Below are 22,072 nucleotides of genomic sequence, written 5' to 3' on the forward strand. Positions count from 1 at the left end.
GTGGAGCGCCAGAGCGAGGTCGCCGGTCAGATCTCCGAGACAATGCAGCGCGCCGCCGCCGAGGCAAGCCGCATCGGCGCCGCATGATCCGGCCGCGGACGACGCCGCCCGCCTGATCCGTTCTGCGCTTGTCGAGCCCGGCGCCCGACATATAGTATGATCCATATGTCGGAGGGCCTTGCCATGACCACCAATATCGGCGGCACGGATCGTGTCGTGCGCATCGTCGTCGGGCTCGCGCTGATCGCCTTCGCGCTGTTCGGCCCGGCGGACATCGCCTGGAAATGGATCGGATGGATCGGCGTCGTGCCGATCCTGACGGCGCTGGTCGGCTGGTGCCCGGCCTACTCGCTGGTCGGCCTGTCAACCTGTCCGACGAAGCCGCGGACCGAGTGAGCCGTCAGGACCGGCTGAGCGCCCAGTCCCAGTACAGCTGACGGGCGCGGCGGTAGATCGGCCCGGGCTGCAGGTCGCGCGCGTCGATGCGGCTGATCGGCAGCAGCTTGGCATAGTTCCCTGTCGAGAACAGCTCGTCGGCCTCGGTCAGGTCGCGGTAGGAAATGACCCGCTCGCGCACTTCGATGCCGTCCGCGCGCAACAGCGCGATAACCCGCTGGCGGGTGATGCCGTTGAGGAACGTCCCGTTCGGATAGGGTGTGTGGACGATACCGTCGCGGACCATCATCAGATTGGCGGTGGCGAGTTCGGCGACGTTGCCCATCGCGTCGAGCACCACCGCATTGTCAAAGCCGCGCGCCTTGGCCTCCATCAGCGCCTTGGCCGAGTTCGGATAGAGACAGGCGGCCTTGGCGTTGACCGGCGCCTGCTCGAGGGTCGGCCGCCTGTGGCTCGACAGCGTCACCGAGAAACCGGCATCGGCCGGCATCGGCACCTCGTAGATCGACAGGCAGAATCGGGTCGATTCGGGGAGCGGCGGTACACCGAAATAGCCGCCTTCCTCGGCCCAGTACATCGGCCGGATGTAGAGCGCGGCGTCGCGGGGAAACTTCGCCAGCCCCTCGCGGCAGAGGTCCAGCATCGCGGCGACACTCATCGTCGGCGTCAGACCCAGCGCCTCGGCGGAGGCGTTGACCCTGGCGCAATGCCGGTCGAGGTCGGGGGTTACTCCCTCGAAGGCGCGCGCGCCGTCGAACACGCACGACCCCAGCCACAGCGCGTGGCTGCGCGGACCGACCAGCGGTGGATTGCCTTCAAGCCAGTCGCCGTCGACAAAGGTCCAGGTCTTCGACCACTGCGCCATGCCATCCTCCCGCGTTCTAGGCCTATCGAAGTCCCTCCGGCCGCTCGCGTCAATCCGCTGTGCCGCCCTGGACTTCCGCCAGGCGACATCGCGCCGCGCGGCGGACCGTTGCTGTCACAGCAACAGTCCGTTCTGCTGATCGGTTGCAGTGCGCCAACAGCCCGGTCTGCCGGCCGGAGAGGATGCCGACGGGCTGACCCGCGCCGGATCGGCCGTTGAGCCTCACGTGCCTGTGAATTGAAGCGTGGCCGGCCTTTCCCGAAGGTCAGCGGTGCGAGCGCCGGGATGACCCCGCCCGGACGAGGCATCAAGGAGGAGTGATGAGCAAGCGAGCAGTATTCGTCGGGACGGCCCTCGCGGTCCTGATCGCGGCGACCGCCACCTGGGCGGCCATGGATCCGATCGCCACCCGCAAGGCGGTGATGAAGAACAACGGCGCCGCCATGGGCGCGCTGGCGGCGATGGCCAAGGGCGAGGCCGAGTTCGATGCCCGCGTCGCCAACCTCGCGGTGCGCACCCTCTACAACGGGTCGGCAGATATTCCCGGTCTGTTCCCTCCGGGCACCGAGACCGGCGGTGACACCGAGGCGCTGCCGGCCATCTGGTCGGATGCGGCCGGCTTTGCGGCAAAGGCCGAGGCGATGAACGCTGCGGCAGCGAAGTTGATCGCCAATCCGATCGAGGATCTGGCCGGCGTCCAGGCCGCGCTCGGCGCGCTCGGCCAGACCTGCCAGGGTTGCCACGAGACCTACCGGATGAAGAAGGGCTGACGGCGCCCGGTTCGGTCAGATCCCGCTTCCGTCAGATGCTGCGCCGCATCGTCCTGTCGCTGCTGGTGCTCGCCCTCGCGGGGGCGGGCGCCTTCTGGCTGATGACGATGCCGCGGGGTCTTGAGGCGGCCGACCTGCCGGACCACAGACCCGACGTCGAGAACGGCCGCTACATGTTCTTCGCCGGCGGCTGCGCTTCCTGTCATGCGGCGCCGGGCGAGGACGATCCGTTTCGTCTCGCCGGCGGACTGGCGCTGAAGTCGCCGTTCGGGACCTTCCATGCTCCGAACATTTCACCCGACCCGGTGCACGGTATCGGCGGCTGGACCGATTTCGAATTCGCCAACGCGATGATGCGCGGCATCGGGCCGGGCGGCGAGCATCTCTATCCGGCCTTCCCCTATACCTCGTATCAGCGCATGCGGCTGGAGGACGTCCTCGATCTGAAGGCCTTCATCGACACGCTCGATCCGGTCGCAACGGATGCGCCCGACCACGATCTGCCGTTTCCCTTCACGATTCGCCGCGGGCTGGGGCTGTGGAAGCTTCTCTATCTCGACGGCGAGCCATTCGTGCCCGATCCGGCCGCATCCGACGAGATCAACCGTGGCGCCTATCTGGTCCGGGGACCGGGCCATTGCGGCGAGTGCCACACCCCGCGCGACTGGCTGGGCGGCATGGATCCGGCGCGTTACCTGGCCGGCGGTCCGTCGCCTGAAGGGCAGGGGCGCATCCCCAACATCACGCCGAGCGCGGAGGGCATTGGCGCCTGGTCGGCCGGCGACATCGCCTATGCGCTCGAGACGGGCTTCACCCCGGAATTCGATTCGCTCGGCGGCTCGATGGCGCGGGTGGTGCGCAACACCGCCCGGCTGACTCCGGCCGACCGCGCCGCGATCGCCGCCTACCTGAAGAGCGTGCCGCCGCTGCCCTGACGACGCTGCCGCACGGACGCATCGTGCCGGCTGCGCAGGGCCGCATGGTGCGGGACGGCATGGTGCGGCCTTGGCGTGCCATCGCCGACGGCGAAGCCGATCCGGGATCGGATGGCCAGCAGCGTGGACCCCATGCCCGTCCTTCTCCCTGCGAATCCGGGATGACGGTCTCGGCGATGGCCGACCGCCACGCCATATCGGCCGGCCGGATCTATTCCGCTGCCGCTGCCGGAGCGTGGCCGAGCCTTCGGTTCAGGTCGTCGATCAACGATATCGCGGCTTCGGCGATGACCGTGCCCGGCGGAAAGATCGCCGCCGCACCGGCCTGCTTCAGCGCCTCGAAGTCCTGCGGCGGGATGACGCCGCCGACCACGATCATGATGTCGCCGCGGCCCTGGGCCTCGAGCTCCGCCCGCAGGGCGGGGACCAGCGTCAGGTGCCCGGCCGCCAGCGAGGAGACGCCGACGATGTGCACGTCATTCTCGACTGCCTGGCGTGCTGCCTCGGCCGGGGTTGCGAACAGCGGCCCGATATCGACGTCGAAGCCGAGATCGGCGAAGGCCGAGGCGATCACCTTCTGGCCGCGGTCGTGGCCGTCCTGTCCCATCTTAGCGATCAGGATGCGCGGCCGGCGGCCTTCGGCGCGCTCGAAGGCCGCGACCTTCGCCAGAACCCGCTGCACGGTCTCGTCCATCTGCCCGACCTCCTGCCGATAGACGCCGGAGATTGCCTTGATCTCCGCCTGATGGCGGCCCCAGACCTTTTCCAGCGCGCCCGAGATCTCGCCGACGGTCGCCATCGCGCGGGCGGCATCGACGGCGAGCGCCAGCAGGTTGCCGGTGCCGGTCTCGGCCGCCTTCGTCAGCGCCGCCAGCGCGGCATCGACCGCCGCCGGATCGCGCTCGCGGCGCAGCCGCTCGAGCTTCTCGATCTGGGCCCGGCGCACCGCCGAGTTGTCGACCTTGAGGATGTCGATCGGCGGCTCCGCATCGGGTCGCCAGCGGTTGACGCCGACCACCGTCTGGCGGCCGGAGTCGATGCGCGCCTGGGTGCGGGCGGCGGCCTCCTCGATTCTGAGCTTCGGCAGACCGGCCTCGATGGCACGCGCCATGCCGCCCATCGCCTCAACCTCGGCAATATGGGTCATCGCGCGGGCGGCGAGGTCGGCGGTCAGCCGCTCGACATGGAACGAACCGCCCCACGGGTCGATAACCCGGCAGGTTCCGGCCTCCTGCTGCAAGAGGATCTGGGTGTTGCGGGCGATCCGGGCCGAGAAGTCGGTCGGCAGCGCCAGCGCCTCGTCGAGCGCGTTGGTATGCAGCGACTGGGTGTGACCCTGCGTCGCCGCCATCGCCTCGATCATGGTGCGGGTGACATTGTTGAACACGTCCTGCGCGGTCAGGCTCCAGCCGGAGGTCTGGCAGTGGGTTCTGAGCGCGAGCGATCTGTCGTCCTGCGGCGCGAAGGGGCGGACCAGATTGGCCCAGATGAGCCGCGCGGCGCGCAGCTTGGCGATCTCCATGAAGTAGTTCATTCCGATCGCGAAGAAGAAGGACAGCCGCGGGGCGAAGCTGTCGATGCTCATGCCCGCCGCGACGCCGGCGCGCAGATACTCGACCCCGTCGGCAAGCGTATAGGCGAGTTCGAGATCGGCCGTCGCGCCGGCCTCCTGCATGTGATAGCCGGAGATCGAGATCGAGTTGAACTTCGGCATCCGCTCGGCGGTGAAGGCGAAGATGTCCGAGACGATCCGCATCGAGGGCTGCGGCGGATAGATGTAGGTGTTGCGGACCATGAACTCCTTGAGGATGTCGTTCTGGATGGTCCCCGACAGCTTCTCGGGCGGCACGCCCTGCTCCTCGGCGGCGACGATGTAGAGCGCCATCACCGGCAGCACCGCGCCGTTCATGGTCATCGACACGCTCATCTCGTCGAGCGGGATGTGGTCGAACAGCGTGCGCATGTCGTAGATCGAATCGATCGCCACCCCCGCCATGCCGACATCGCCGACAACGCGGGGATTGTCGGAATCATATCCCCGGTGGGTGGCCAGATCGAAGGCGATGGACAGACCCTTCTGCCCGGCGGCCAGATTGCGGCGGTAGAAGGCGTTCGACTCCTCCGCCGTCGAGAACCCGGCATACTGACGGATCGTCCACGGCCGGGTGACATACATGGTCGGGTAGGGGCCGCGCAGATAGGGTGCGATGCCCGGCCAGGAATCGAGGAAGTCGAGGCCGTCCCGGTCCTGCTCCCCGTAAACCGCTTTGATCGCGATGCCCTCGGGCGCCATCCATGGCTCGCGATCCGCACCGCCGCCGCTGACGCCTCGGGCAAAGTCGAGGGTGGTGAAATCCGGTATCCGCGTCATCACTGCCCATCCCGACCGTCAGTCCCGCCAAGGCCTAGACGTTCCTGTCCCCGCCGCAGGAAGGACAGGATATCACAGCCCGCGAAGACGAAGTCGTCGATCCCCGCTGCCCGCCATGCCGCCTCGTGCCCGCCCGGCCGCCCGGCCAGATACACCGCCTCGGCGCCGGCCGCCCGCAGAGCCTGCGCCAGCGATGCAGCGCCCGCGGCGTAGTCGGCGTCGGCCCCGCACAGGCAGGCGAGTCGCGCGCCGCTGGCCCGGAACGCCGCGACAGCCGCCGGCTCGTCGCCGTAGACATCGGCGCCCGCCACCTCGAAGCCGCCGGCCTCGAACATGTTGCGCGTCCAGCCTGCCCGTGCGGCAAAGGCCGACCGCTGGCCGAGCGTCGCAAGGAACACCGCCGGCCGGCGGCCGTCGCGGGCCAGCGCGGCATCGCTGCGGTCGCGCAGCTGCTCGAACGGCTCGGCAAGGCGCATCGCCGGCACGGGCTCGGTCCGCAGCCACGCGTCATCGGCACTGGCCATCAGGTCGGCCATGGTCGCCCCCTCGCTCACCGCGCGCACCATCGCGGCGAAGCGGACGCCCTTCGCGGGTGCCGGCAGGTCGATCGGCTCGCCCATGATCTGAAGCCCGTTCGCTGCGACCTTCAGGGTCGCGGCCTCCGCCTCGGTGAGGAGCGGATATTCCGACACCCCGGTGATCGGCTCGCGGCGCGTGGCGATGTCGGCGGCCCGGCTGTCGCGCGTCGCCATCACGCGGCGCTGGAAGTGGCCGGCCTTCAGGGATTCGATGATGCCGCCCTCGCGCTCGATCTGCTGGAAGCCGGCCCAGGCCGCCTCGGCCAGCGCGGTGGTCAACGCCTCGACATAGCCCGAACCCGCCGCAGGGTCGTCGACCCGGCCGAGCCCCGATTCCTCGATCAGCACCAGCTGGGTATTGCGGGCGATCCGCCGCGCCAGGGCATCGGGCAGTCCCAGCGCCTGGGTGAAGGGAAGCACGGTCACGGAATCCGCCCCGCCGAGCCCGGCGGCTGCGGCGGCGACGGCATTGCGCAGGATGTTCACCCAGGGATCGCGCCGGGTCAGCATCCGCCAGGCCGTCTCCGCATGGACCCGCGCCGGGCGCGGCGTGATCCCGCAGGCCTCCTCGATGCGTGCCCAGGCGAGCCGGAACGCGCGCAGCTTGGCGATGGTCGCGAACTGATCGACATCGGCAGCGAAGGCGAAGGTGACCAGGCGGCGGGCATCCTCAAGCCCGATGCCGCCCTCATCCAGCACCCTCAGGTGGTTGAGACCATCGGCCAGGACATAGGCGAGTTCCTGCGCCTCCGATCCGCCGCCGGCATGCACCGCGCGGCCGTCTGCAACCAGCGGTGCGATCGCCAGTCCCGCATCGCGCAGCCCATGCGCGATGTCGATCATCCGCGCATTGACGGTTTCGGTCCGGGCGGTGAGCCGGCCCATCGCCAGAAGGCCGTTGGCGGGATCGGACAGTACGCTGATGTCGACGGCGGCGGGGTCGATGCCAAGCCGGCCGACGAGCGCTGCAAGAAAGACAATCGCGGGCCGGCTCTCGTAGCCGCCGTCGAGCCGCAGGCGAATTCGGGAAAGGTCGATGCCGTCGAGCACCGTCTCGAGATCGGCGAGCGACTGGATCGGCACCCCGTAGCCGAAGCCGCCCGGCGCACCCGGCAGCAACAGCTCGAGACCGTCGGCACCGCCCTCCACATCGGCGCGGGCCAAGGCGTTGGCGGTCTCGAAATCGGGATGGTCGATGCGCTGGAAGACCGCCCAGCGACCATCCCGGCGATGGACGACGCTGCCTGCCGCGCGTTGCGGATAGAGCGGTTCGACCGCAATTCCGTCCCGCGTCCGTGACACGAGCACGCGCTCGAACGGCCGCCCTGCCAGAACCTTGTCCACCAGTCGGCGCCACTGCGCCTCGTCGCCGGGCGCAAATCCGGCGGTCAGCGAAACCTCACCCATCGACACGTCCTGAACACGACAGATCGTCCGCACTGCGGAGCCGGGGACTGAGTGCCACAGACCGCCGCGTTCGGCCAGCCCCATTAGCCCGTGTCGCATTCGGGCCGCAGCTGCCGGTCAGGTGCCGGCCGGACGTCCCGGATCGGCCCGGATCGGCCCGGATCAGTAGGTCAGCGCCGGCGGCAAGGCCTTGGCCTGCGCCACCCAGTCCTCGACCCGCTTCCGGCTCGGCAGCGCCCGCACCAGCCGGCGCGCGGCATTCACCTCGGCCATCTTCGCATGAAGGTTGTCGGGACGGCGGGTGCCCAGCTCCTTGACGGTGTCGACCCCGGCGGCTTCCAGGAGCTCGGAATATTCCTCGCCGATGCCCCTGATCCGCATCAGGTCGGCCATGTTGGCCCATTTCAGGATGCGGGTCTCGTCGATGCCGGCGGCTGCCGCGAGCGTCTTGCGGTCCTTCGGGCTCCTGGCCCGCTCCAGCAGGCGGGCTGTCGTGGCGACGCCGACATCCTTGAGCAACTTCGCGTATTTGGGACCTATTCCCTCGATCCTGGCGACCGGATAGGACATGGCTTCCCCCCTCGGGCAACGGCCGCGGGCGTGCGGCCGGTTCAGACGAACTGGCCGAGTCCCGGGATCGAGCCGACCACGTCATCGACGAGCTGGCTGCCGGCATGTTGCCGAGCGAACGCCACGAGCTCGCGCGTCACGGTCTGGATCTCGCCCATGTCGAGACCGGCATTGTTCAGGGCGTTGAAGGCTGCCATCGCGCCCATCATGCCGCCGAAGCCGCCGGGGCTCTCGATCGCCTCGGCGCCAGGCAGCTTGGCGAGCAGCTCCGCCACCTTGTCTGGCGGTCCGGCGTCCTTGAGGAAGCCGATGATGATCTCGACCGCGCGCCGTGCCGTCTGCTCGGAAATGCCCGCCGCCGCAACCAGGCGACCCACCAGTTCGTCCATCGTGTCCCGTCTCCCGACCACCGCTGCGGGGCTGCCCCTGCGGCCATGATGGCGTCGCCGGCCGGGCGCGGCCGGGTCGCCGGATCGTTCGACAGCCATAGTGCATTGCCGGCCGTAGGGTGACAAGCCGAGCCGGCGGTGCGTTGCGCCCGCCTGTCCGCCTACCTATAACGGCCGGACCGGCGGATGCGGTGCTGCGGAGAGATCGCATGACGGACGAGGCGGACGGCAGGCTGTTCATCGGGCGCAGCGGCGAGCCGGAATATCTCGAGCTCAGCTTGGCCAACCGTCACGGCCTGATCACCGGCGCCACCGGCACAGGCAAGACCGTCACCCTGCAGGTTCTTGCCGAGGGCTTTTCGGCGGCGGGCGTGCCGGTCTTCTGCGCGGACGTGAAGGGCGACCTGTCCGGCATTGCCGAGGCTGGTTCGCCGAAGGATTTCCTGCTGAAGCGCGCTGCCCAGGTCGGCCTCGAGGACTATGCCTTCGCGGCACAGCCGACGATCTTCTGGGACCTGTTCGGCGAGCAGGGCCACCCGATCCGCACCACCGTCTCGCAGATGGGGCCGCTGCTGCTCGCCCGCCTGCTCGAGCTCAGCGAGGCGCAGGAAGGTGCGCTCAACATCGCCTTCCGCCTCGCCGACGAGGAGGGGTTGCTGCTGCTCGACCTGAAGGACCTGCGTGCCCTGCTCCAGTACATTGCCGAGCGCGGCAGCGAGGTCACCACCAGCTACGGCAACATCACCCGCCAGACCATCGGCGCCATACAGCGGCGGCTTCTGGTGCTCGAGAACCAGGGTGGCGCGCATTTCTTCGGCGAGCCGGAATTCGACATCGAGGACCTGATGCAGGTGAGCCGCGACGGTCGCGGTTATGTCAGCGTGCTGGCCGCCGACAGGCTGATGTCCTCGCCGCGCCTCTATGCGACCTTCCTGCTGTGGATGCTGTCGGAGCTGTTCGAGCGGCTGCCCGAGGTCGGCGACCCGGAGCGGCCGAAACTGGTCTTCTTCTTCGACGAGGCGCACCTTCTGTTCAGCGACGCGCCTGCCGCGCTCGTCGAGAAGGTGGAGCAGGTGGTGCGGCTGATCCGCTCCAAGGGCGTCGGCGTTTATTTCGTCACGCAGAACCCGCTCGACGTGCCGGAGAAGGTGCTGGCGCAGCTCGGCAACCGCATCCAGCACGCGCTGCGTGCCTATACGCCGCGCGAGCAGAAGGCGGTCAGGACCGCCGCCGACACCTTCCGGCCCAACCCGGACTTCGATACCGCCCGCGTCATCACCGAACTCGGTGTCGGCGAGGCGCTGGTCTCCACCCTGCGCGACAGGGGCGTGCCGTCGATGGTGCAGCGGACGCTGGTGCGTCCGCCGGTGTCCCGGCTCGGACCGATCACGCCGCAGGAGCGTGCCGCTCTGCTGGCGACCAGCCCGGTGCGCGGGCTCTACGACACCGCGCTCGACCGTGAATCCGCCTACGAGATGCTGGAGGCGCGTGCGCGCCAGCGGCACGCCGAGGTGGCGGCGGAAAGTGGCCGCTCCGGCGCAGGCGGGCGCTCCCGGACGGAAACCATGACCGGTCTGCCCAAGGAGGTCGAGGACATCGGGATCTCGATCCTCAAGTCGTTTGGCCGCTCGCTGGCCACGGCCCTCGGCCGCAAGATCGGCGAGAAGGCAGCCTCGAGCACGAAACGTCGCGCCACGACGACATCGGTCCGCAAGGCCGTCGAGTCGGCACCGACCGCAAGGCCGTCGTCCACCGGTGCGCGGGCGGGCGCGCCGGTCATCGGGCGCGGCGTGCTGGGCTCGCCGAGCCGCATCGGCGGCTTCGGCGCGTCGGGGAAGTCGTGAAAGTTTGCCCTCTTTGGCTGTCCCCTCGACTTGACGAACGCTTAACGATAAAAGTTCGCCGATATATTGTTTCATGCATATGCGGAATACCGCCCGGGCGTGCGCAGCCCGTCGGGCAGGGGTGGGCATGGACCTCGCGAAGCACGAATACTTCATCCTCCACCCCGATCCGACCGTCGGGAAGGTGCTCAGGATCATCCTGCGGGAGGCAGGTGCGCAGGCGATCCGGATCTTCGAGGATTTCGTCGGGGCGCTCGCCGCCGTGCGCAACGGCAAGGGCGATGTATTGCTGGTCGACGAGCGCCTGTGCGGCCCCGTCGACTGGCCGGTCGCCCGAGGCCTGCGGCAGGTCGTTCGCGAGCGGTCGGCGCCCGTTGCCATCATGATGACGTCCGCGCCCACCCGGCAGATCCTCGAGATGGCGCTGAGCGAGGGCTACGCCTCCGTGATCGCCGTGCCGTTCTCGGTGCGGACCTTCACCGCCCATGTCGAAAGGGCGTTCAGCGGCCCGCCCCGTCCGGGGGATCTTGCGGACAAGTTCCTGGTGGACTAGCCGTTGCCCCGGGACCGCGGGCCGCCGGCCCGCCACAACGGGGAGTTTCGACATGGCGACGATCGACAAGGTGCTGGCGGCGATTGACGCCGATCTCGATGCGAGCCTGGCGAGGTTGTTCGAGCTCGTCCGCATCCCGAGCGTTTCCACCGATCCCGCCCATGATGCCGATTGCCGCCGCGCGGCGCAGTGGGTGGTCGACCAGCTCGCCGGGCTCGGATTCGAAGCCTCGGCCCGCGACACCGGCGGCCAGCCGATGGTGGTCGCCCATGGCGGCGCCGCGCGCGGACCCGGCGTGCCGCATGTGCTGTTCTACGGTCACTACGACGTGCAGCCGGCCGACCCGCTCGACCTGTGGGAGACGCCGCCCTTCGAGCCGCGTCTCGTCGAAACTGCCACCGGCCGCCAGATCGTCGGGCGCGGCGCCTCCGACGACAAGGGCCAGTTCATGACCTTCGTCGAGGCCTGCCGCGCCTGGATCTCGGCCACAGGCAACCTGCCGATCGCTGTCACCGTGCTCATCGAGGGCGAGGAGGAATCCGGCAGCCGCAGTCTCGGCCCGTTCCTCGAGGCCCACAAGGACGAGCTGCGGGCCGACCTGGCGCTGGTCTGCGACACCGGCATGTGGAACCGCGAGACGCCGGCGATCACGACGATGCTGCGTGGCCTGCTGCTCGAGGAGGTGATCGTCACCGCCGCCAGCCGCGACCTCCATTCGGGCATGTTCGGCGGCCCGGCCCGCAATCCGATCCGGGTGCTGGCGCGCATCATCGCCGATCTGCACGATGAGACCGGTCGCATCCAGGTGCCGGACTTCTACGATGGCGTGTCGGAGCTCGACGAGGACGTGCGTCGGCAATGGCAGGAGCTCGGCTTCGACGCCGGCGGTTTTCTCGCCGATGTCGGCCTGTCGATCCCGGCGGGCGAGGCCGGGCGCAGTGTGCTCGAGCAGATCTGGTCGCGCCCGACCTGCGACGTCAACGGCATCATCGGCGGCTACACCGGCGAGGGCACCAAGACGGTGATCCCGTCGCGGGCATCCGCCAAGATCTCCTTCCGGCTGGTCGGCGACCAGGACCCGCTGCGAATCCGTGAATCGTTCCGCGGCTTCGTGCGCGACCGTATCCCGGCCGACTGTTCGGTCGAGTTCATCGGCCACGGGGCGAGCCCGGCGCTGACGGTGGACATGTCGCGGCCCGAGTTCGCCCGCTGTGCCGAGGCTCTGGCGGCGGAGTTCGGCCGGCCGGCGGTGATGATGGGCTGCGGCGGGTCGATCCCGATCGTCGGCGATTTCAAGCGCACGCTCGGCATGGAGTCGGTGCTGATCGGGTTCGGCCTCGACGATGACCGTGTGCACAGCCCGAACGAGAAGTACGAGCTGTCGAGCTATCATCACGGCACCCGCGCCTGGGCGCGGGTGATCGGGGCCCTGGCAGGATCCGTCTGACGGACGCCTGTCCGGAAGGTCAGAACGGCAGGCCGCCGCCCGGCTTCATCTCGCCCATGCCGGGCAGGTTGGCCGGCATGTCCATGACCGTCAGATTCGCCGGGATCTCGAAATGTGCAGGATCCTGCGCGACCCTCTCGATGTTGGTCAGGCGGGAGAAAAAGCCCTCGCCGGAGACCTCGAGCGGGATGTTGTCGTCGGTCAGGCAGGCCCTGGCCGTCTGCACCAGCCAGATGGTGCAGGTCTCACCGTCGATCGCGCGGCTGGTGCCCGTATCGGTCGCATGGAAGCTGTCGTCGCGGATGCTCGGCAGCCGCATCGCCATGCCCGGCATCTGGCTCGACCACATGATCATGTCGCCTTCGGGCATCGAGCGCACCGAGCTCATTTCCATGCCCATCTGGGTCATGTCGAGCCGCATCTTCTTCAGAGAAGCGGAATAGCGCATCTTCGCCCGGACCTGAGTGCCGGTGCCGTCCTCCAGCACCCAGTCGCCGCTGAAGTCGACCTTGGGATAGGGCTGCTCGGCGGCGGCCGGCAGGGACAGGGCGAGCGCGGCGACCATCATCAGGATCGACATCGGGCGGATCATCGGAGCCTCCTTGCGGCTGTCATGCGGTCGTTCTGCCGCAGCCGGACGAGCTTCGCCAGCCGGATGCGACGATCGGACCGTCGATTCCGGCGAAGCTGACGCAACGGCGCCACGATCGCGGCGGAGAAGCTTTTGCTTGCGGCTGTCGCCGGCCTTGTGTACCGGACTGTGCCGTTCCGATCGATTGCCGAGGCGAACTGCCGATGTTGCGTAGACTGGTTGTTGCCGGAGCTCTCCTTGGGATGCTGCCGCTGCTGGCCGCCTGCGGCGGCGAGGAGGCGCCAGCGGTGGCCTCCGTCATCCCCGTCTCGCACCGGATCAGTGCGGATCAGGCCGGACCGATCACCGCCGGAACGCCCTATTCGGCGGCGGCGCTGCGCCAACTCTTTCCCGACCATCGCATCGACGTGATCGCCACCGCCGACGAGGACGGCGTGGTCAACGCCCTGACCGTCTTCGATGACGGCCTGCAGGTGATGATGGCGATCCCGGCGCCGGGCGGCCGCACCATCAAGGCCGTGCACGGCTCTGGGCTCGCGGTGGCCGGACCGAACGGCGAGCGGCTCGGCATGAGCTTCCGCCAGATCGGCGTCGACCGCTCCGCCTGCCGGGTCGGCACCAACGCCTGGGCGGGCATGGCCGTCTGTCAGGCACGCGGGACCCGCAATGTCTTCCTGGTCTTCGACAATGGCGGCTGGAACGGCCCGCCGAACGAGCTTGCGCCGGCCGCCTCGCTTGCCCAGGGCCAGCTGCAGCGCATCGTCTGGGTGCCGCCATCCGGCGCCTGACGGCCATAGTCGAGGCCGCGGCCGTCGCCGTGGCTGCACGGCACCCGGCTCGCGCTTCGCTTGGCCGGGATGACGCGCTATATGCTCATCGCCTCGTGACGTCGACCGGATGCCATCCGACATGCAGCTATCGCCGCCCCGTGCCGGGGACGAGCCGCCGATCCTCGGCCTGCCGCTCGATACGGCGGTCGCGCGCCTGCGCGCCGGCGACAGGGCAATCCTGGCGCGGGCGATAACGCTGGTCGAATCGCGCCGTCCGGATCACCGGCAGATCGCGGCGCGGCTGCTGCAGGCGGTGCTGCCCTTCACCGGCGAGGCGATACGGGTCGGCATCACCGGCGTGCCGGGCGTCGGCAAGTCCACCACCATCGACCAGCTGGGCATCCGGCTCACCGCCGCCGGCCACAGGGTCGCCGTGCTGGCCGTCGATCCGTCCTCGCAGCGGACCGGCGGCTCGATCCTCGGTGACAAGACGCGCATGGCCCGGCTTTCTGCCGAGGCCAACGCCTTCATCCGCCCCTCGCCGACCGCCGGCACGCTGGGCGGCGTTGCCGCACGCACGCGCGAGTCGATGCTGATCTGCGAGGCAGCCGGCTTCGATGTCGTCCTCGTCGAGACGGTCGGCACCGGCCAGTCGGAGACCGCCGTTGCCGACATGGTCGATGTCTTCGTGGTGCTGGCGCTGCCCGGGGCCGGCGACGAGTTGCAGGGCATCAAGAAGGGCGTGCTGGAAATCGCCGACATCATTGCTGTCAACAAGGCCGATGGCGACAACGCCGAGCGCGCCCGCCGGGCGGCGGCCGAATACCGCGCTGCGCTTCACATCCTCACCCCGGCCAGCGCCGGCTGGTCGCCGCCGGTGCTGACGATTTCCGGGCTCGCCGGTACCGGTCTCGATACGCTCTGGACGACCATCGGCGAGCATCGTGCCGCGATGCGCGCGAGCGGCGAATTCCATGCCCGTCGCCGTCGTCAGCAGGTGCGCTGGATGTGGACGATGCTCGAGGAGCGCCTTCTCGCGCGCCTGCGATCCGATCCGGCGGTGGCGGCGCGGATCGACGAACTGGAGCGCGAGGTCGGGGCCGGCCGCATGGCTCCGGCCGCCGCCGTCGAGGACATCGCCGAACGGCTCGGGGTGTAGCCGATGGCGCTTGCGCCGCGCATCCTCGTCACCGGCTTTTCCGCCTTTCCCGGCGCTCGCAGCAATCCGAGCGAGGGGCTGGTCGCCGGGCTTGCCGTCGAGGCGCTGTCGAGCCGGCTCGGCATCGCGCTTGCGACGGCCGTCCTGCCGACCGAATACGACGGCGTAGGCGAGCAGCTGCCGCGGCTCTGGCGTGACCTCGCGCCCGACGCGGTGATTCATTTCGGTCTGGCCGGGCGGGCACGTCACGTGCGGCTCGAGACATGCGGCCGCAATGCCTGTGCACCGTTCCGCCCGGATGCGGCGGGGCGCCTGCCGCGCGGGCATGTCATCGAGCCCGGCGGACCGATCCTGCGCCGCGTGACGCTGCCCGTCGCATGGATCGCCGCCGCATTCGCCCGGCAGGGCATTCCGGCGACGATCTCCGTCGATGCCGGCCGTTATCTGTGCAACGTCGCGACCTATCTGTCGCTGGCGATCGCGGCGCAGGCGCCCGGGCCGAAGCCGCTTGTCGGCTTCGTCCATCTGCCCTGGCCGCGCGAGGAGCGCATTGCCCGTGCGCCGTCAGATCGCCCCGGCTGGTCGCAGCTGGCGCAGGCGGTGGAGACGGCGATTGCCGTGACCGCGCTGAAGGCGCGGCGGCGGACGGCGCCACTCCCGTAACCGCAATCGGCGGGCGGTGAGGGGCCTGCCCAGGCGACGGACCCGCCGGAAGGCCATGCCCTCAGAAGAAGGCCTGCAGCCCGGTCTGCGCGCGGCCGAGGATCAGCGCGTGGATGTCGTGCGTGCCCTCGTAGGTATTGACCGTCTCGAGGTTGGCAAGGTGGCGCATGACGTGGAACTCGTCGGCGATGCCGTTGCCGCCGTGCATGTCGCGGGCCATGCGGGCGATGTCGAGCGCCTTGCCGCAATTGTTGCGCTTGACGATGGAGATCATCTCCGGCGCCATCTTTCCCTCGTCCATCAGCCGGCCGACGCGCAACGAGCCCTGAAGACCGAGTGCGATTTCGGTCTGCATGTCGGCGAGCTTCTTCTGGACGAGCTGGGTTGCGGCGAGCGGCTTGCCGAACTGCTTGCGGTCGAGCGTGTACTGGCGGGCGGCGTGCCAGCAGAACTCGGCCGCCCCCATCGCGCCCCACGAGATGCCGTAGCGCGCCCGGTTGAGGCAGCCGAACGGACCCTTCAGGCCGGAAACGTTGGGAAGCAGTGCCTCCTCACCGACCTCCACCCCATCCATGACGATCTCGCCGGTGATCGAGGTGCGCAGGCTGAGCTTGCCCTCGATCTTCGGGGCCGACAGGCCCTTCATCCCCTTCTCCAGAATGAAGCCGCGGATCTGGTCGCCATGCGCGGCCGACTTTGCCCAGACCACCATGACGTCGGCGATCGGCGAATTGGAGATCCACATCTTCGAGCCGATGAGGCGGTAGCCGTTGGCCGTCTTCTCGGCGCGCGTCTTCATGCTGCCGGGGTCCGAGCCGGCATCGGGTTCGGTCAGGCCGAAGCAGCCGACATATTCGCCGGTGGCGAGCTTCGGGAGGTACTTCCTGCGCTGCGCCTCGTCGCCATAGGCATAGATCGGATACATTACCAGCGAGGACTGCACGCTCATCATCGAGCGGTAACCGGAATCGACGCGTTCGACCTCGCGCGCCACCAGCCCGTAGGAGACATAGCCGGCGCCGACGCCGCCATATTCCTCTGGGATCGTCACGCCGAGCAGGCCGAGCGCGCCCATCTCGCTGAAGATCGCCCTGTCGGTCTTCTCCTCGCGATAGGCCTCCAGCACCCGCGGCATCAGCCGGTCCTGCGCATAGGCGCGGGCGGTGTCGCGGATCATCCGTTCGTCCTCGGTCAGCTGATCCTCGAGCAGGAACGGATCCTCCCAGACGAAGGCGGCGTAGCCGGCTGCGGCGGGCTTGGACTGTGCGGCGACGGACATGATCGGGACCTCGCGACAAGTGTGGGCGCAACATTGCCTGTTCGTTGCGCGAACACTTAGCCCAACGATTCGGCGATGTCGAGACCGCAGTGCGCATGAGCCCCATTCGGAGCATGATGGCCAGGGCGACGTCAGCCTGAGGATGCGGTTCGGCGATTCCGGGCGGGCGCGCCGGCCTTACCTGTCACCTTCAGCACGAAGGCATAGATCAGCGCGATCTCCTTCAGCCGGTCGAAGCGGCCGGCGGCGCCGGCGTGACCGGCATCCATGTTCGTCCGCAGCAGGATCATGTTGTCGCTGGTGGATCGTTCCCGCAGCCGTGCCACCCACTTGGCCGGCTCCCAGTAGGTGACCCTCGGATCGGTCAATCCGGCGAGCGCCAGGATGTGGGGGTAGGGTAGCGGGGCAACGTTATCGTAGGGGCTGTAGCTGGCGATGGTGTCGTAGGCCTCGGCACTCTCGATCGGATTGCCCCATTCGGGCCATTCCGGCGGCGTCAGCGGCAGGCTGTCGTCGAGCATGGTGGCAAGCACGTCGACGAATGGCACCTCGGCGACGATGCCGAGGAACAATTCCGGCGCCATGTTGGCGACCGCTCCCATCAGCATCCCGCCGGCCGATCCCCCCTGCGCGACGATCCGCCCGCGGGCGGTGTAGCCGGTTGCGGCGAGATGTTCGGCGACGGCGATGAAGTCGGTGAACGTGTTGGTCTTCCTGGCCGCCTTGCCGTCCCTGTACCAGTGGTAGCCCTTCTCCTTGCCGCCGCGGACATGGGCGATGGCGAACACCAGACCGCGGTCGACGATCGACAGCCAGTTGGTATTGAAGGCGGCGGGTACCGATATCCCGTAGGCACCATAGCCGTAGAGCAGGCAGGGCGCGGTCCCGTCGATCGGCGTATCGCGATGATGCAGTACCGAGACCGGCACGCTTTCGCCGTCCGGTGCAGGTGCATGCAGCCGGCGAACGATATAATCGTCCGGGTCGTGGCCGCTCGGCACCTCCTGCCGCTTGCGCAGCCTCCGCGCGCGGCTCTCCATGTCGTAGTCGAACACCTGCGCCGGTGTGCGCATCGAGGAATAGGAGAAGCGGATCGTTGTCGTGTCGAACTCGTAGCCGTGCTGCAGGCTCAGCGAATAGGCCTCCTCGTCGAAGGCGATGGCATGTTCCGCACCATCGGCGAACCGGTGGATGACGATCCGCGGCAGCCCGTCCTCGCGCTCCAGCCTGACCAGATGTCCGGCATAGACCGCCACCTCGAGGATCAGCCGGCCGCGGCGGTGGGATACGAGATCGCGCCAGGCCCCGGGCGTCGGGTCCGCGAGCGGCGCCGTGACGATCCTGAAGTCCTCCGCCCCGCCGTCATTGGTCAGGATGATCAGCGCGTCGCCGTGATGCTCGACGCTGTACTCGACGCCTCTCCGTCGTGCGGCGATCAACCTCGGAGCGGCTTCCGGGGCGGCCGCCTCGATCAGACGGATCTCCGAGGTCTCGTGGTCGTGCGCGTCGATGACGATGAAGCGGCGCGACTGCGTCCTGCCGACGCTTACGAAGAAACCCGGGTCATGTTCCTCGTAGACCACCGTGTCCGCCTCGACCGGCGTCCCGATCCTGTGCCGCATCACCCGGCGCGGCCGGTGATTGTCATCGAGCCAAGTGTAGAACAGGTGGCGTCCGTCCGCCGACCAGACCGCGCTGCCGGTGGTGCCGGGCACGACGTCCTCGAGATCCTGGCCGGAGGCAAGATCGCGGATGCGCAGCGTGAAATACTCCGAGCCCGTCTCGTCGCTGCCGTACCACATCAGCCGGTGGTCGGGACTGTGTCCGGCGCCGGACAGCCGGAAATAGGCCTTGTCGGCGGCGAGGTAGTCGGCGTCGATCAGAACCTCTTCGTCGCCGCCGTCGCGTGGCGTGCGGACGATCAAGGGATGCTGGCCGCCGGCAACATAGCGGGTGGCGTAGGCATAGGGGCCGTCCGGCGCGGGAACGCTCGAATCGTCCTCCCGGATGCGGCCGCGCATCTCGGTGAACAGCTCCTCCTGCAGGTGCTCGGTGCCGTGCAGCGCCTGTGCCGCCCAGGCGTTCTCGGCCTCCAGATGGGCGCGGATCGCCGGATCGAGCCGGGCCGGATCGCGCATCACCTCCTGCCAGTTGTCGGCCCTGAGCCAGGCATAGTCGTCGATGCGCTCGCGTCCGTGGTGGATCGAGCGGACCGGCCGCCGCTCGGCGCGGGGCGGCACAGCCCGCGACGCCGGCCGTTCCGTGTCAATCGCCATGACCGCCGCCAACCGGATCGGTGACCTTGTTCAGGGCGGTGCCGTTCATGCAGTAGCGCAGGCCGGTCGGTGGCGGTCCGTCCGGGAAGACGTGGCCCAGATGCGCATCGCAGCTCGCGCAACGCACCTCGGTGCGGCGCATGAACAGCGAGCGATCCTCGTGCAGGCTGACCGCGTCCGCCGAGACCGGCGCATAGAAGCTTGGCCAGCCGGTGCCGCTGTCATACTTGGTGGCGGCGTCGAACAGAGCCGCCCCGCAGCACACGCAGGTATACAGACCGGGCGTCTTGTCGTTCCAGTAGGGGCCGGTAAAGGCGCGCTCGGTGCCGTGTCTGCGCGTGATGCGGTACTGTTCGGGTGTCAGTTCGGCACGCCACTCGGCGTCCGACTTCTCGACGCGCGGTCGGTTGCCCGTCTCGGCCATGGCAGATCTCCGGTGCGGTGGGGCGGTTGCGCAACAGATAGGCCTTCGCAGCGACGCCGCATAGGCCCGGCGTCCGGTTTTCGTTGACCTTCAACGCGCGCCAATTATGTTGCGGTCGAACCGATTCCCGCTGCCCGGAGTCTGCTCCGGGCCTGCCAACACCAACGACGAGAGATCGGGCCGGTCGCGATGGACCGTCCGGTGACGAGGGGGCTTAGACCGAAGGCGATGCGGCTGCTGGGTTTGGCGATCCCGCTGCTCCTGTTCTGGCTGCTGCTGTCGGGCCACCACGACACGCTGCTGATCTCGATCGGCATCGTCTGCGTGCTGCTCACCGTCTGGTTCTCCGCCAGGCTGGCGATCGTCGATGGCGAGAGCCTGCCGCTGCATCTGCTGTTCCGCGGCTTGCGCTACTGGCCGTGGCTGCTGGTCCAGATCTTCAAGTCGGCGATCGGCGTGACCCGCCTCATCCTGTCGCGGCCGCTCGCCATCTCGCCGACGCTGGTGCGCGTCACCGCGCATCAGTCGGGTCCGGTCGGCATCACCACCTTCGCCAATTCCATCACCCTGACGCCGGGCACGATCTCGGCGGTGGTTCTCGAACAGCGCCACGAGATCCTCGTCCACGCGCTCACCGAGGAGGGGGCTAAGGATCTTGCGGGCGGCGAGATGGATCGCCGCGTCGCCGTGTTCGAGGGCGGCTCATGATCACCGTGATGTTCGCCGTCGCCATGGTCGCGGTGCTGGTGACGCTGGCCCTCGCGGTGGTGCGGGCGCTTGTCGGCCCGACGGTGTTCGACCGGCTGGTCGCCGCCAATGCCATCGGCAATGCCGCGATCCTGCTGGTCGCGGTGTACGGCTTCCTCACCGAGCGACCGCAGTTTCTCGACATGGGCATCCTTTACGCACTGCTGAACATCGTCGGCACGATCGCCGTCCTGAAGTACTTCCGCTTCGGCGACCTTAGCCATCCCGGTGGAGAGGAGCCGACGAAGTGACGCTTGATCTCGTCGCCGACATCGCCAGCGCCATGCTCCTGGCGGCCGGGTCGTTCTTCCTGGTCGTCGGCGCCTTCGGCCTGATTCGCATGCCGGACGTGTTCACCCGTCTGCACGCCACCTCGGTCAGCGACACGCTGGGCGCCGGTCTGCTGATTCTCGCCATGGTCATCCAGGCCGGCTTGAGCCTGGTCACGGTCAAGCTGCTGGTCATCCTGGCGGTGTTCTTCTTCACCTCGCCGCTGGCCAGCCATGCGCTCGCCCGCGCGGCGCTGTCGGTCGGCATCGAGCCGCAGCTCACCGACCCGCAGGGCCACCGCCGCCGCAAGGAGCTCGGCCTGATCGGCGAGTTCATCGGCAACCAGGCCAGGGAGCCGGGCGCGAGCAGGCCAAGCCGCCGGGGCGCCGGCGGGCCCCGCAAGCCTGCCCGCAAGCCGGGGAAGCGCTGATGGAACTGCTGGTCAACATGGTGCTGCTGACGCTGATGGCGGTGGTCGTCATCGCCATCGTGCGGCTGCGCAACCTGTTCGCGGTGATCATCCTGTCGAGCGTCTATTCGTTCCTGATGGCCAGCGTCCTGCTCGTCCTCGATGCCGCCGACGTCGCCACCACCGAGGCTGCGGTCGGCGCTGGCATCTCGACCGTGCTGATGCTTGCAGCGCTCTATCTGACCAAGACCGAGGAGATGGCGCCCTCGCACACGCCGCTGCTGCCGCTGTTCGTGGCGGTGGTGATCGGCGCCGCACTCGTCTACGGCTCGGTCGACATGCCCTCGTTCGGGGCCGCCGACACGCCTGTGAACCAGCATGTCGGCATGCAGTACATCGACCGTGCGATGGAGGAGACGGGCGTGCCCAACGTCGTCTCCGCCGTGCTGGCCAGCTACCGCGGCTACGATACGCTGGGCGAGGTGGTCGTGGTGTTCACCGCCGGCATCGGCGTGCTGCTGTTGCTGCGCCGCAACCGCCGCGAAGCCGGCGCGAAGCGGGGACGCTGACCGATGCGCCTCGACGTCGTCCTCAGGGTCGTCACCAAGCTGCTGCTGCCGTTCATGGTGATGTTCGGCTTCTACATCCACTTCCATGGCGACTACATTCCGGGCGGCGGCTTCCAGGGTGGCGTCGTCATCGCCGCTGCGGTGATCCTGTACGCCATCATGTTCGGCCTCGACCGCGCAACGCGGGTGCTGCCGGTCGTGGTGGTGGAGAAGATGGTCTCGCTCGGCGTGGTCATCTTTGCCGGCACCGGCGTTGCTACCATGCTGCTGGGCGGCAATTTCCTCGACTACGACATGCTGGCCGCCGATCCGGTCAAGGGTCAGCACATGGGCATCCTGATCATCGAACTCGGGGTGCTGATCAGCGTCACCGGCACGATGCTTGCGATCTTCTACGCCTTTGCGGGGCGCGGCCGATGAACATCGTGCTCGAGGAAGTCATCGCCCACTACAACCAGTGGGTCACCATCTTCCTGATGGTGGCCGGGCTGTATATCGTTGTCGCGCGCGGCAACATGATCAAGAAGCTCGTCGGCGTCTCGATCTTCCAGACCTCGGTCTACCTGCTCTACATCTCGCCCGGCAAGGTGCTCGGCGGCACGGTGCCGCATCTCGGCGAGGGCTACGAGGTCTTCTCCAACCCGCTGCCGCACGTCCTGATCCTGACCGCGATCGTCGTCGGCGTGGCGACACTGGCCCTCGGTCTCGGACTGGTCGTGCGCATCAACGAGGCGTTCGGCTCGATCGAGGAAGACGAGATCTTCAAGCGCGGAGGCACCGACGAATGAC

The 22,072-nt window shown here is 68.6% G+C and carries 24 protein-coding genes; 15 read left to right on the forward strand and 9 right to left on the reverse strand.

All coding sequences use genetic code 11. The annotated features are described in order from the left end of the window. The first annotated feature begins 183 nt into the window (after nucleotides 1-183). Nucleotides 184-396 carry a YgaP family membrane protein gene (locus EDC22_RS16770; RefSeq protein ID WP_132807833.1) on the forward strand — a complete coding sequence of 71 codons (213 nt, stop codon included), beginning with the start codon at nucleotides 184-186 and terminating at the stop codon, nucleotides 394-396. A gap of 4 nt (nucleotides 397-400) precedes the next feature. On the opposite strand, the gene EDC22_RS16775 is transcribed toward EDC22_RS16770, so the two are convergent. Next, entirely contained in the window at nucleotides 401-1,261 is an 861-nt protein-coding gene (locus EDC22_RS16775) for a branched-chain amino acid aminotransferase (protein ID WP_132807834.1), read from the reverse strand. Nucleotides 1,262-1,581: 320 nt separating this feature from the next. On the opposite strand from EDC22_RS16775, the gene EDC22_RS16780 reads away from it, so the two are divergent. Next, nucleotides 1,582-2,031: a c-type cytochrome gene (locus EDC22_RS16780; RefSeq protein WP_132807835.1), complete on the forward strand. Its 450-nt coding sequence runs from the start codon at nucleotides 1,582-1,584 to the stop codon at nucleotides 2,029-2,031. 35 nt (nucleotides 2,032-2,066) lie between these two features. After that, on the forward strand, nucleotides 2,067-2,966 hold the full coding sequence (locus EDC22_RS16785; RefSeq protein ID WP_132807836.1) for a c-type cytochrome: 900 nt from the start codon (nucleotides 2,067-2,069) through the stop codon (nucleotides 2,964-2,966). 211 nt (nucleotides 2,967-3,177) lie between these two features. Here EDC22_RS16785 and scpA read toward each other — a convergent pair whose 3' ends face one another. The 4 genes from scpA to EDC22_RS16805 form a co-directional block, all read right to left on the reverse strand. Then, nucleotides 3,178-5,337, reverse strand: coding sequence for a methylmalonyl-CoA mutase (scpA, locus tag EDC22_RS16790; protein WP_132807837.1), 2,160 nt, complete (start codon nucleotides 5,335-5,337; stop codon nucleotides 3,178-3,180). Further along, on the reverse strand, nucleotides 5,337-7,322 hold the full coding sequence (locus tag EDC22_RS16795) for a methylmalonyl-CoA mutase family protein (protein ID WP_132807838.1): 1,986 nt from the start codon (nucleotides 7,320-7,322) through the stop codon (nucleotides 5,337-5,339). The genes scpA and EDC22_RS16795 overlap by 1 nt, the downstream gene beginning before the upstream one ends. A gap of 162 nt (nucleotides 7,323-7,484) precedes the next feature. Further along, nucleotides 7,485-7,892 carry a DUF4332 domain-containing protein gene (locus EDC22_RS16800; RefSeq protein ID WP_132807839.1) on the reverse strand — a complete coding sequence of 136 codons (408 nt, stop codon included), beginning with the start codon at nucleotides 7,890-7,892 and terminating at the stop codon, nucleotides 7,485-7,487. A gap of 41 nt (nucleotides 7,893-7,933) precedes the next feature. Continuing rightward, nucleotides 7,934-8,281, reverse strand: coding sequence for a DUF2267 domain-containing protein (locus EDC22_RS16805; RefSeq protein WP_132807840.1), 348 nt, complete (start codon nucleotides 8,279-8,281; stop codon nucleotides 7,934-7,936). A gap of 209 nt (nucleotides 8,282-8,490) precedes the next feature. Here EDC22_RS16805 and EDC22_RS16810 point away from each other — a divergent pair, with 209 nt between their 5' ends. The 3 genes from EDC22_RS16810 to EDC22_RS16820 all read left to right on the forward strand — a co-directional run bounded on the left by EDC22_RS16810 (nucleotide 8,491) and on the right by EDC22_RS16820 (nucleotide 12,125). Then, the gene (locus tag EDC22_RS16810) at nucleotides 8,491-10,125 is read left to right on the forward strand and encodes a helicase HerA-like domain-containing protein (protein ID WP_132807841.1); all 1,635 of its coding nucleotides are present in this window, start codon (nucleotides 8,491-8,493) and stop codon (nucleotides 10,123-10,125) included. 127 nt (nucleotides 10,126-10,252) lie between these two features. Continuing rightward, on the forward strand, nucleotides 10,253-10,678 hold the full coding sequence (locus EDC22_RS16815; RefSeq protein WP_165926953.1) for an ANTAR domain-containing protein: 426 nt from the start codon (nucleotides 10,253-10,255) through the stop codon (nucleotides 10,676-10,678). A 52-nt stretch (nucleotides 10,679-10,730) separates the two neighbouring features. Next, nucleotides 10,731-12,125, forward strand: a complete 1,395-nt coding sequence (locus tag EDC22_RS16820) for a M20/M25/M40 family metallo-hydrolase (protein WP_132807843.1) — start codon at nucleotides 10,731-10,733, stop codon at nucleotides 12,123-12,125. A gap of 19 nt (nucleotides 12,126-12,144) precedes the next feature. On the opposite strand, the gene EDC22_RS16825 is transcribed toward EDC22_RS16820, so the two are convergent. Further along, a complete protein-coding gene (locus EDC22_RS16825) occupies nucleotides 12,145-12,717 on the reverse strand; it encodes a hypothetical protein (RefSeq protein WP_132807844.1) in 573 nt (190 codons plus the stop codon). 242 nt (nucleotides 12,718-12,959) lie between these two features. Here EDC22_RS16825 and EDC22_RS16830 point away from each other — a divergent pair, with 242 nt between their 5' ends. The 3 genes from EDC22_RS16830 (at nucleotide 12,960) to EDC22_RS16840 (ending at nucleotide 15,309) form a co-directional block, all read left to right on the forward strand. Continuing rightward, on the forward strand, nucleotides 12,960-13,505 hold the full coding sequence (locus EDC22_RS16830; RefSeq protein WP_165926954.1) for a DUF1131 family protein: 546 nt from the start codon (nucleotides 12,960-12,962) through the stop codon (nucleotides 13,503-13,505). 121 nt (nucleotides 13,506-13,626) lie between these two features. Continuing rightward, on the forward strand, nucleotides 13,627-14,646 hold the full coding sequence (meaB, locus tag EDC22_RS16835) for a methylmalonyl Co-A mutase-associated GTPase MeaB (protein WP_245499816.1): 1,020 nt from the start codon (nucleotides 13,627-13,629) through the stop codon (nucleotides 14,644-14,646). A 3-nt stretch (nucleotides 14,647-14,649) separates the two neighbouring features. Further along, on the forward strand, nucleotides 14,650-15,309 hold the full coding sequence (locus EDC22_RS16840; RefSeq protein ID WP_132807846.1) for a pyroglutamyl-peptidase I: 660 nt from the start codon (nucleotides 14,650-14,652) through the stop codon (nucleotides 15,307-15,309). A 61-nt stretch (nucleotides 15,310-15,370) separates the two neighbouring features. Here EDC22_RS16840 and EDC22_RS16845 read toward each other — a convergent pair whose 3' ends face one another. The 3 genes from EDC22_RS16845 to msrB form a co-directional block, all read right to left on the reverse strand. After that, on the reverse strand, nucleotides 15,371-16,588 hold the full coding sequence (locus tag EDC22_RS16845) for an acyl-CoA dehydrogenase (protein ID WP_132807847.1): 1,218 nt from the start codon (nucleotides 16,586-16,588) through the stop codon (nucleotides 15,371-15,373). A gap of 131 nt (nucleotides 16,589-16,719) precedes the next feature. Then, a complete protein-coding gene (locus EDC22_RS16850) occupies nucleotides 16,720-18,864 on the reverse strand; it encodes a S9 family peptidase (protein ID WP_132807848.1) in 2,145 nt (714 codons plus the stop codon). Then, on the reverse strand, nucleotides 18,854-19,288 hold the full coding sequence (msrB, locus tag EDC22_RS16855; RefSeq protein WP_132807849.1) for a peptide-methionine (R)-S-oxide reductase MsrB: 435 nt from the start codon (nucleotides 19,286-19,288) through the stop codon (nucleotides 18,854-18,856). Before msrB ends, EDC22_RS16850 begins: the two co-directional genes overlap by 11 nt. A gap of 201 nt (nucleotides 19,289-19,489) precedes the next feature. Between msrB and EDC22_RS16860 the strand changes: the two genes are divergently transcribed. From EDC22_RS16860 to EDC22_RS16885, 6 genes are read left to right on the forward strand one after another with little or no spacing between them, the layout of a single operon-like run. After that, complete coding sequence (locus EDC22_RS16860; RefSeq protein WP_165926955.1) at nucleotides 19,490-19,996, forward strand: Na+/H+ antiporter subunit E; 507 nt, start codon at nucleotides 19,490-19,492, stop codon at nucleotides 19,994-19,996. Then, on the forward strand, nucleotides 19,993-20,286 hold the full coding sequence (locus EDC22_RS16865; protein WP_245499817.1) for an MrpF/PhaF family protein: 294 nt from the start codon (nucleotides 19,993-19,995) through the stop codon (nucleotides 20,284-20,286). Before EDC22_RS16860 ends, EDC22_RS16865 begins: the two co-directional genes overlap by 4 nt. After that, nucleotides 20,283-20,735 (forward strand): monovalent cation/H(+) antiporter subunit G, encoded by a 453-nt coding sequence (mnhG, locus tag EDC22_RS16870; RefSeq protein ID WP_207903819.1) that lies wholly within the window; start codon nucleotides 20,283-20,285, stop codon nucleotides 20,733-20,735. The genes EDC22_RS16865 and mnhG overlap by 4 nt, the downstream gene beginning before the upstream one ends. Next, entirely contained in the window at nucleotides 20,735-21,283 is a 549-nt protein-coding gene (locus tag EDC22_RS16875) for a DUF4040 domain-containing protein (RefSeq protein ID WP_245499818.1), read from the forward strand. The genes mnhG and EDC22_RS16875 overlap by 1 nt, the downstream gene beginning before the upstream one ends. A gap of 3 nt (nucleotides 21,284-21,286) precedes the next feature. Beyond that, complete coding sequence (locus EDC22_RS16880) at nucleotides 21,287-21,703, forward strand: Na(+)/H(+) antiporter subunit B (protein WP_132807852.1); 417 nt, start codon at nucleotides 21,287-21,289, stop codon at nucleotides 21,701-21,703. Continuing rightward, nucleotides 21,700-22,071, forward strand: coding sequence for a cation:proton antiporter subunit C (locus EDC22_RS16885; protein WP_132807853.1), 372 nt, complete (start codon nucleotides 21,700-21,702; stop codon nucleotides 22,069-22,071). Before EDC22_RS16880 ends, EDC22_RS16885 begins: the two co-directional genes overlap by 4 nt. The last annotated feature ends 1 nt before the right edge of the window (nucleotide 22,072 follow it).

This window comes from Tepidamorphus gemmatus (assembly GCF_004346195.1).
In the GTDB taxonomy this organism is placed as follows: Bacteria; Pseudomonadota; Alphaproteobacteria; order Rhizobiales; family Tepidamorphaceae; genus Tepidamorphus; species Tepidamorphus gemmatus.

Coding starts and splice junctions, on each gene's coding strand:
- EDC22_RS16770 (WP_132807833.1), top strand. CDS start 184: ATGACCACCAATATCGGCGGCACGGATCGTGTCGTGCGCATCGTCGTC.
- EDC22_RS16775 (WP_132807834.1), bottom strand. CDS start 1,261: ATGGCGCAGTGGTCGAAGACCTGGACCTTTGTCGACGGCGACTGGCTT.
- EDC22_RS16780 (WP_132807835.1), top strand. CDS start 1,582: ATGAGCAAGCGAGCAGTATTCGTCGGGACGGCCCTCGCGGTCCTGATC.
- EDC22_RS16785 (WP_132807836.1), top strand. CDS start 2,067: ATGCTGCGCCGCATCGTCCTGTCGCTGCTGGTGCTCGCCCTCGCGGGG.
- scpA (WP_132807837.1), bottom strand. CDS start 5,337: ATGACGCGGATACCGGATTTCACCACCCTCGACTTTGCCCGAGGCGTC.
- EDC22_RS16795 (WP_132807838.1), bottom strand. CDS start 7,322: ATGGGTGAGGTTTCGCTGACCGCCGGATTTGCGCCCGGCGACGAGGCG.
- EDC22_RS16800 (WP_132807839.1), bottom strand. CDS start 7,892: ATGTCCTATCCGGTCGCCAGGATCGAGGGAATAGGTCCCAAATACGCG.
- EDC22_RS16805 (WP_132807840.1), bottom strand. CDS start 8,281: ATGGACGAACTGGTGGGTCGCCTGGTTGCGGCGGCGGGCATTTCCGAG.
- EDC22_RS16810 (WP_132807841.1), top strand. CDS start 8,491: ATGACGGACGAGGCGGACGGCAGGCTGTTCATCGGGCGCAGCGGCGAG.
- EDC22_RS16815 (WP_165926953.1), top strand. CDS start 10,253: ATGGACCTCGCGAAGCACGAATACTTCATCCTCCACCCCGATCCGACC.
- EDC22_RS16820 (WP_132807843.1), top strand. CDS start 10,731: ATGGCGACGATCGACAAGGTGCTGGCGGCGATTGACGCCGATCTCGAT.
- EDC22_RS16825 (WP_132807844.1), bottom strand. CDS start 12,717: ATGATCCGCCCGATGTCGATCCTGATGATGGTCGCCGCGCTCGCCCTG.
- EDC22_RS16830 (WP_165926954.1), top strand. CDS start 12,960: ATGCTGCCGCTGCTGGCCGCCTGCGGCGGCGAGGAGGCGCCAGCGGTG.
- meaB (WP_245499816.1), top strand. CDS start 13,627: ATGCAGCTATCGCCGCCCCGTGCCGGGGACGAGCCGCCGATCCTCGGC.
- EDC22_RS16840 (WP_132807846.1), top strand. CDS start 14,650: ATGGCGCTTGCGCCGCGCATCCTCGTCACCGGCTTTTCCGCCTTTCCC.
- EDC22_RS16845 (WP_132807847.1), bottom strand. CDS start 16,588: ATGTCCGTCGCCGCACAGTCCAAGCCCGCCGCAGCCGGCTACGCCGCC.
- EDC22_RS16850 (WP_132807848.1), bottom strand. CDS start 18,864: ATGGCGATTGACACGGAACGGCCGGCGTCGCGGGCTGTGCCGCCCCGC.
- msrB (WP_132807849.1), bottom strand. CDS start 19,288: ATGGCCGAGACGGGCAACCGACCGCGCGTCGAGAAGTCGGACGCCGAG.
- EDC22_RS16865 (WP_245499817.1), top strand. CDS start 19,993: ATGATCACCGTGATGTTCGCCGTCGCCATGGTCGCGGTGCTGGTGACG.
- EDC22_RS16875 (WP_245499818.1), top strand. CDS start 20,735: ATGGAACTGCTGGTCAACATGGTGCTGCTGACGCTGATGGCGGTGGTC.
- EDC22_RS16880 (WP_132807852.1), top strand. CDS start 21,287: ATGCGCCTCGACGTCGTCCTCAGGGTCGTCACCAAGCTGCTGCTGCCG.
- EDC22_RS16885 (WP_132807853.1), top strand. CDS start 21,700: ATGAACATCGTGCTCGAGGAAGTCATCGCCCACTACAACCAGTGGGTC.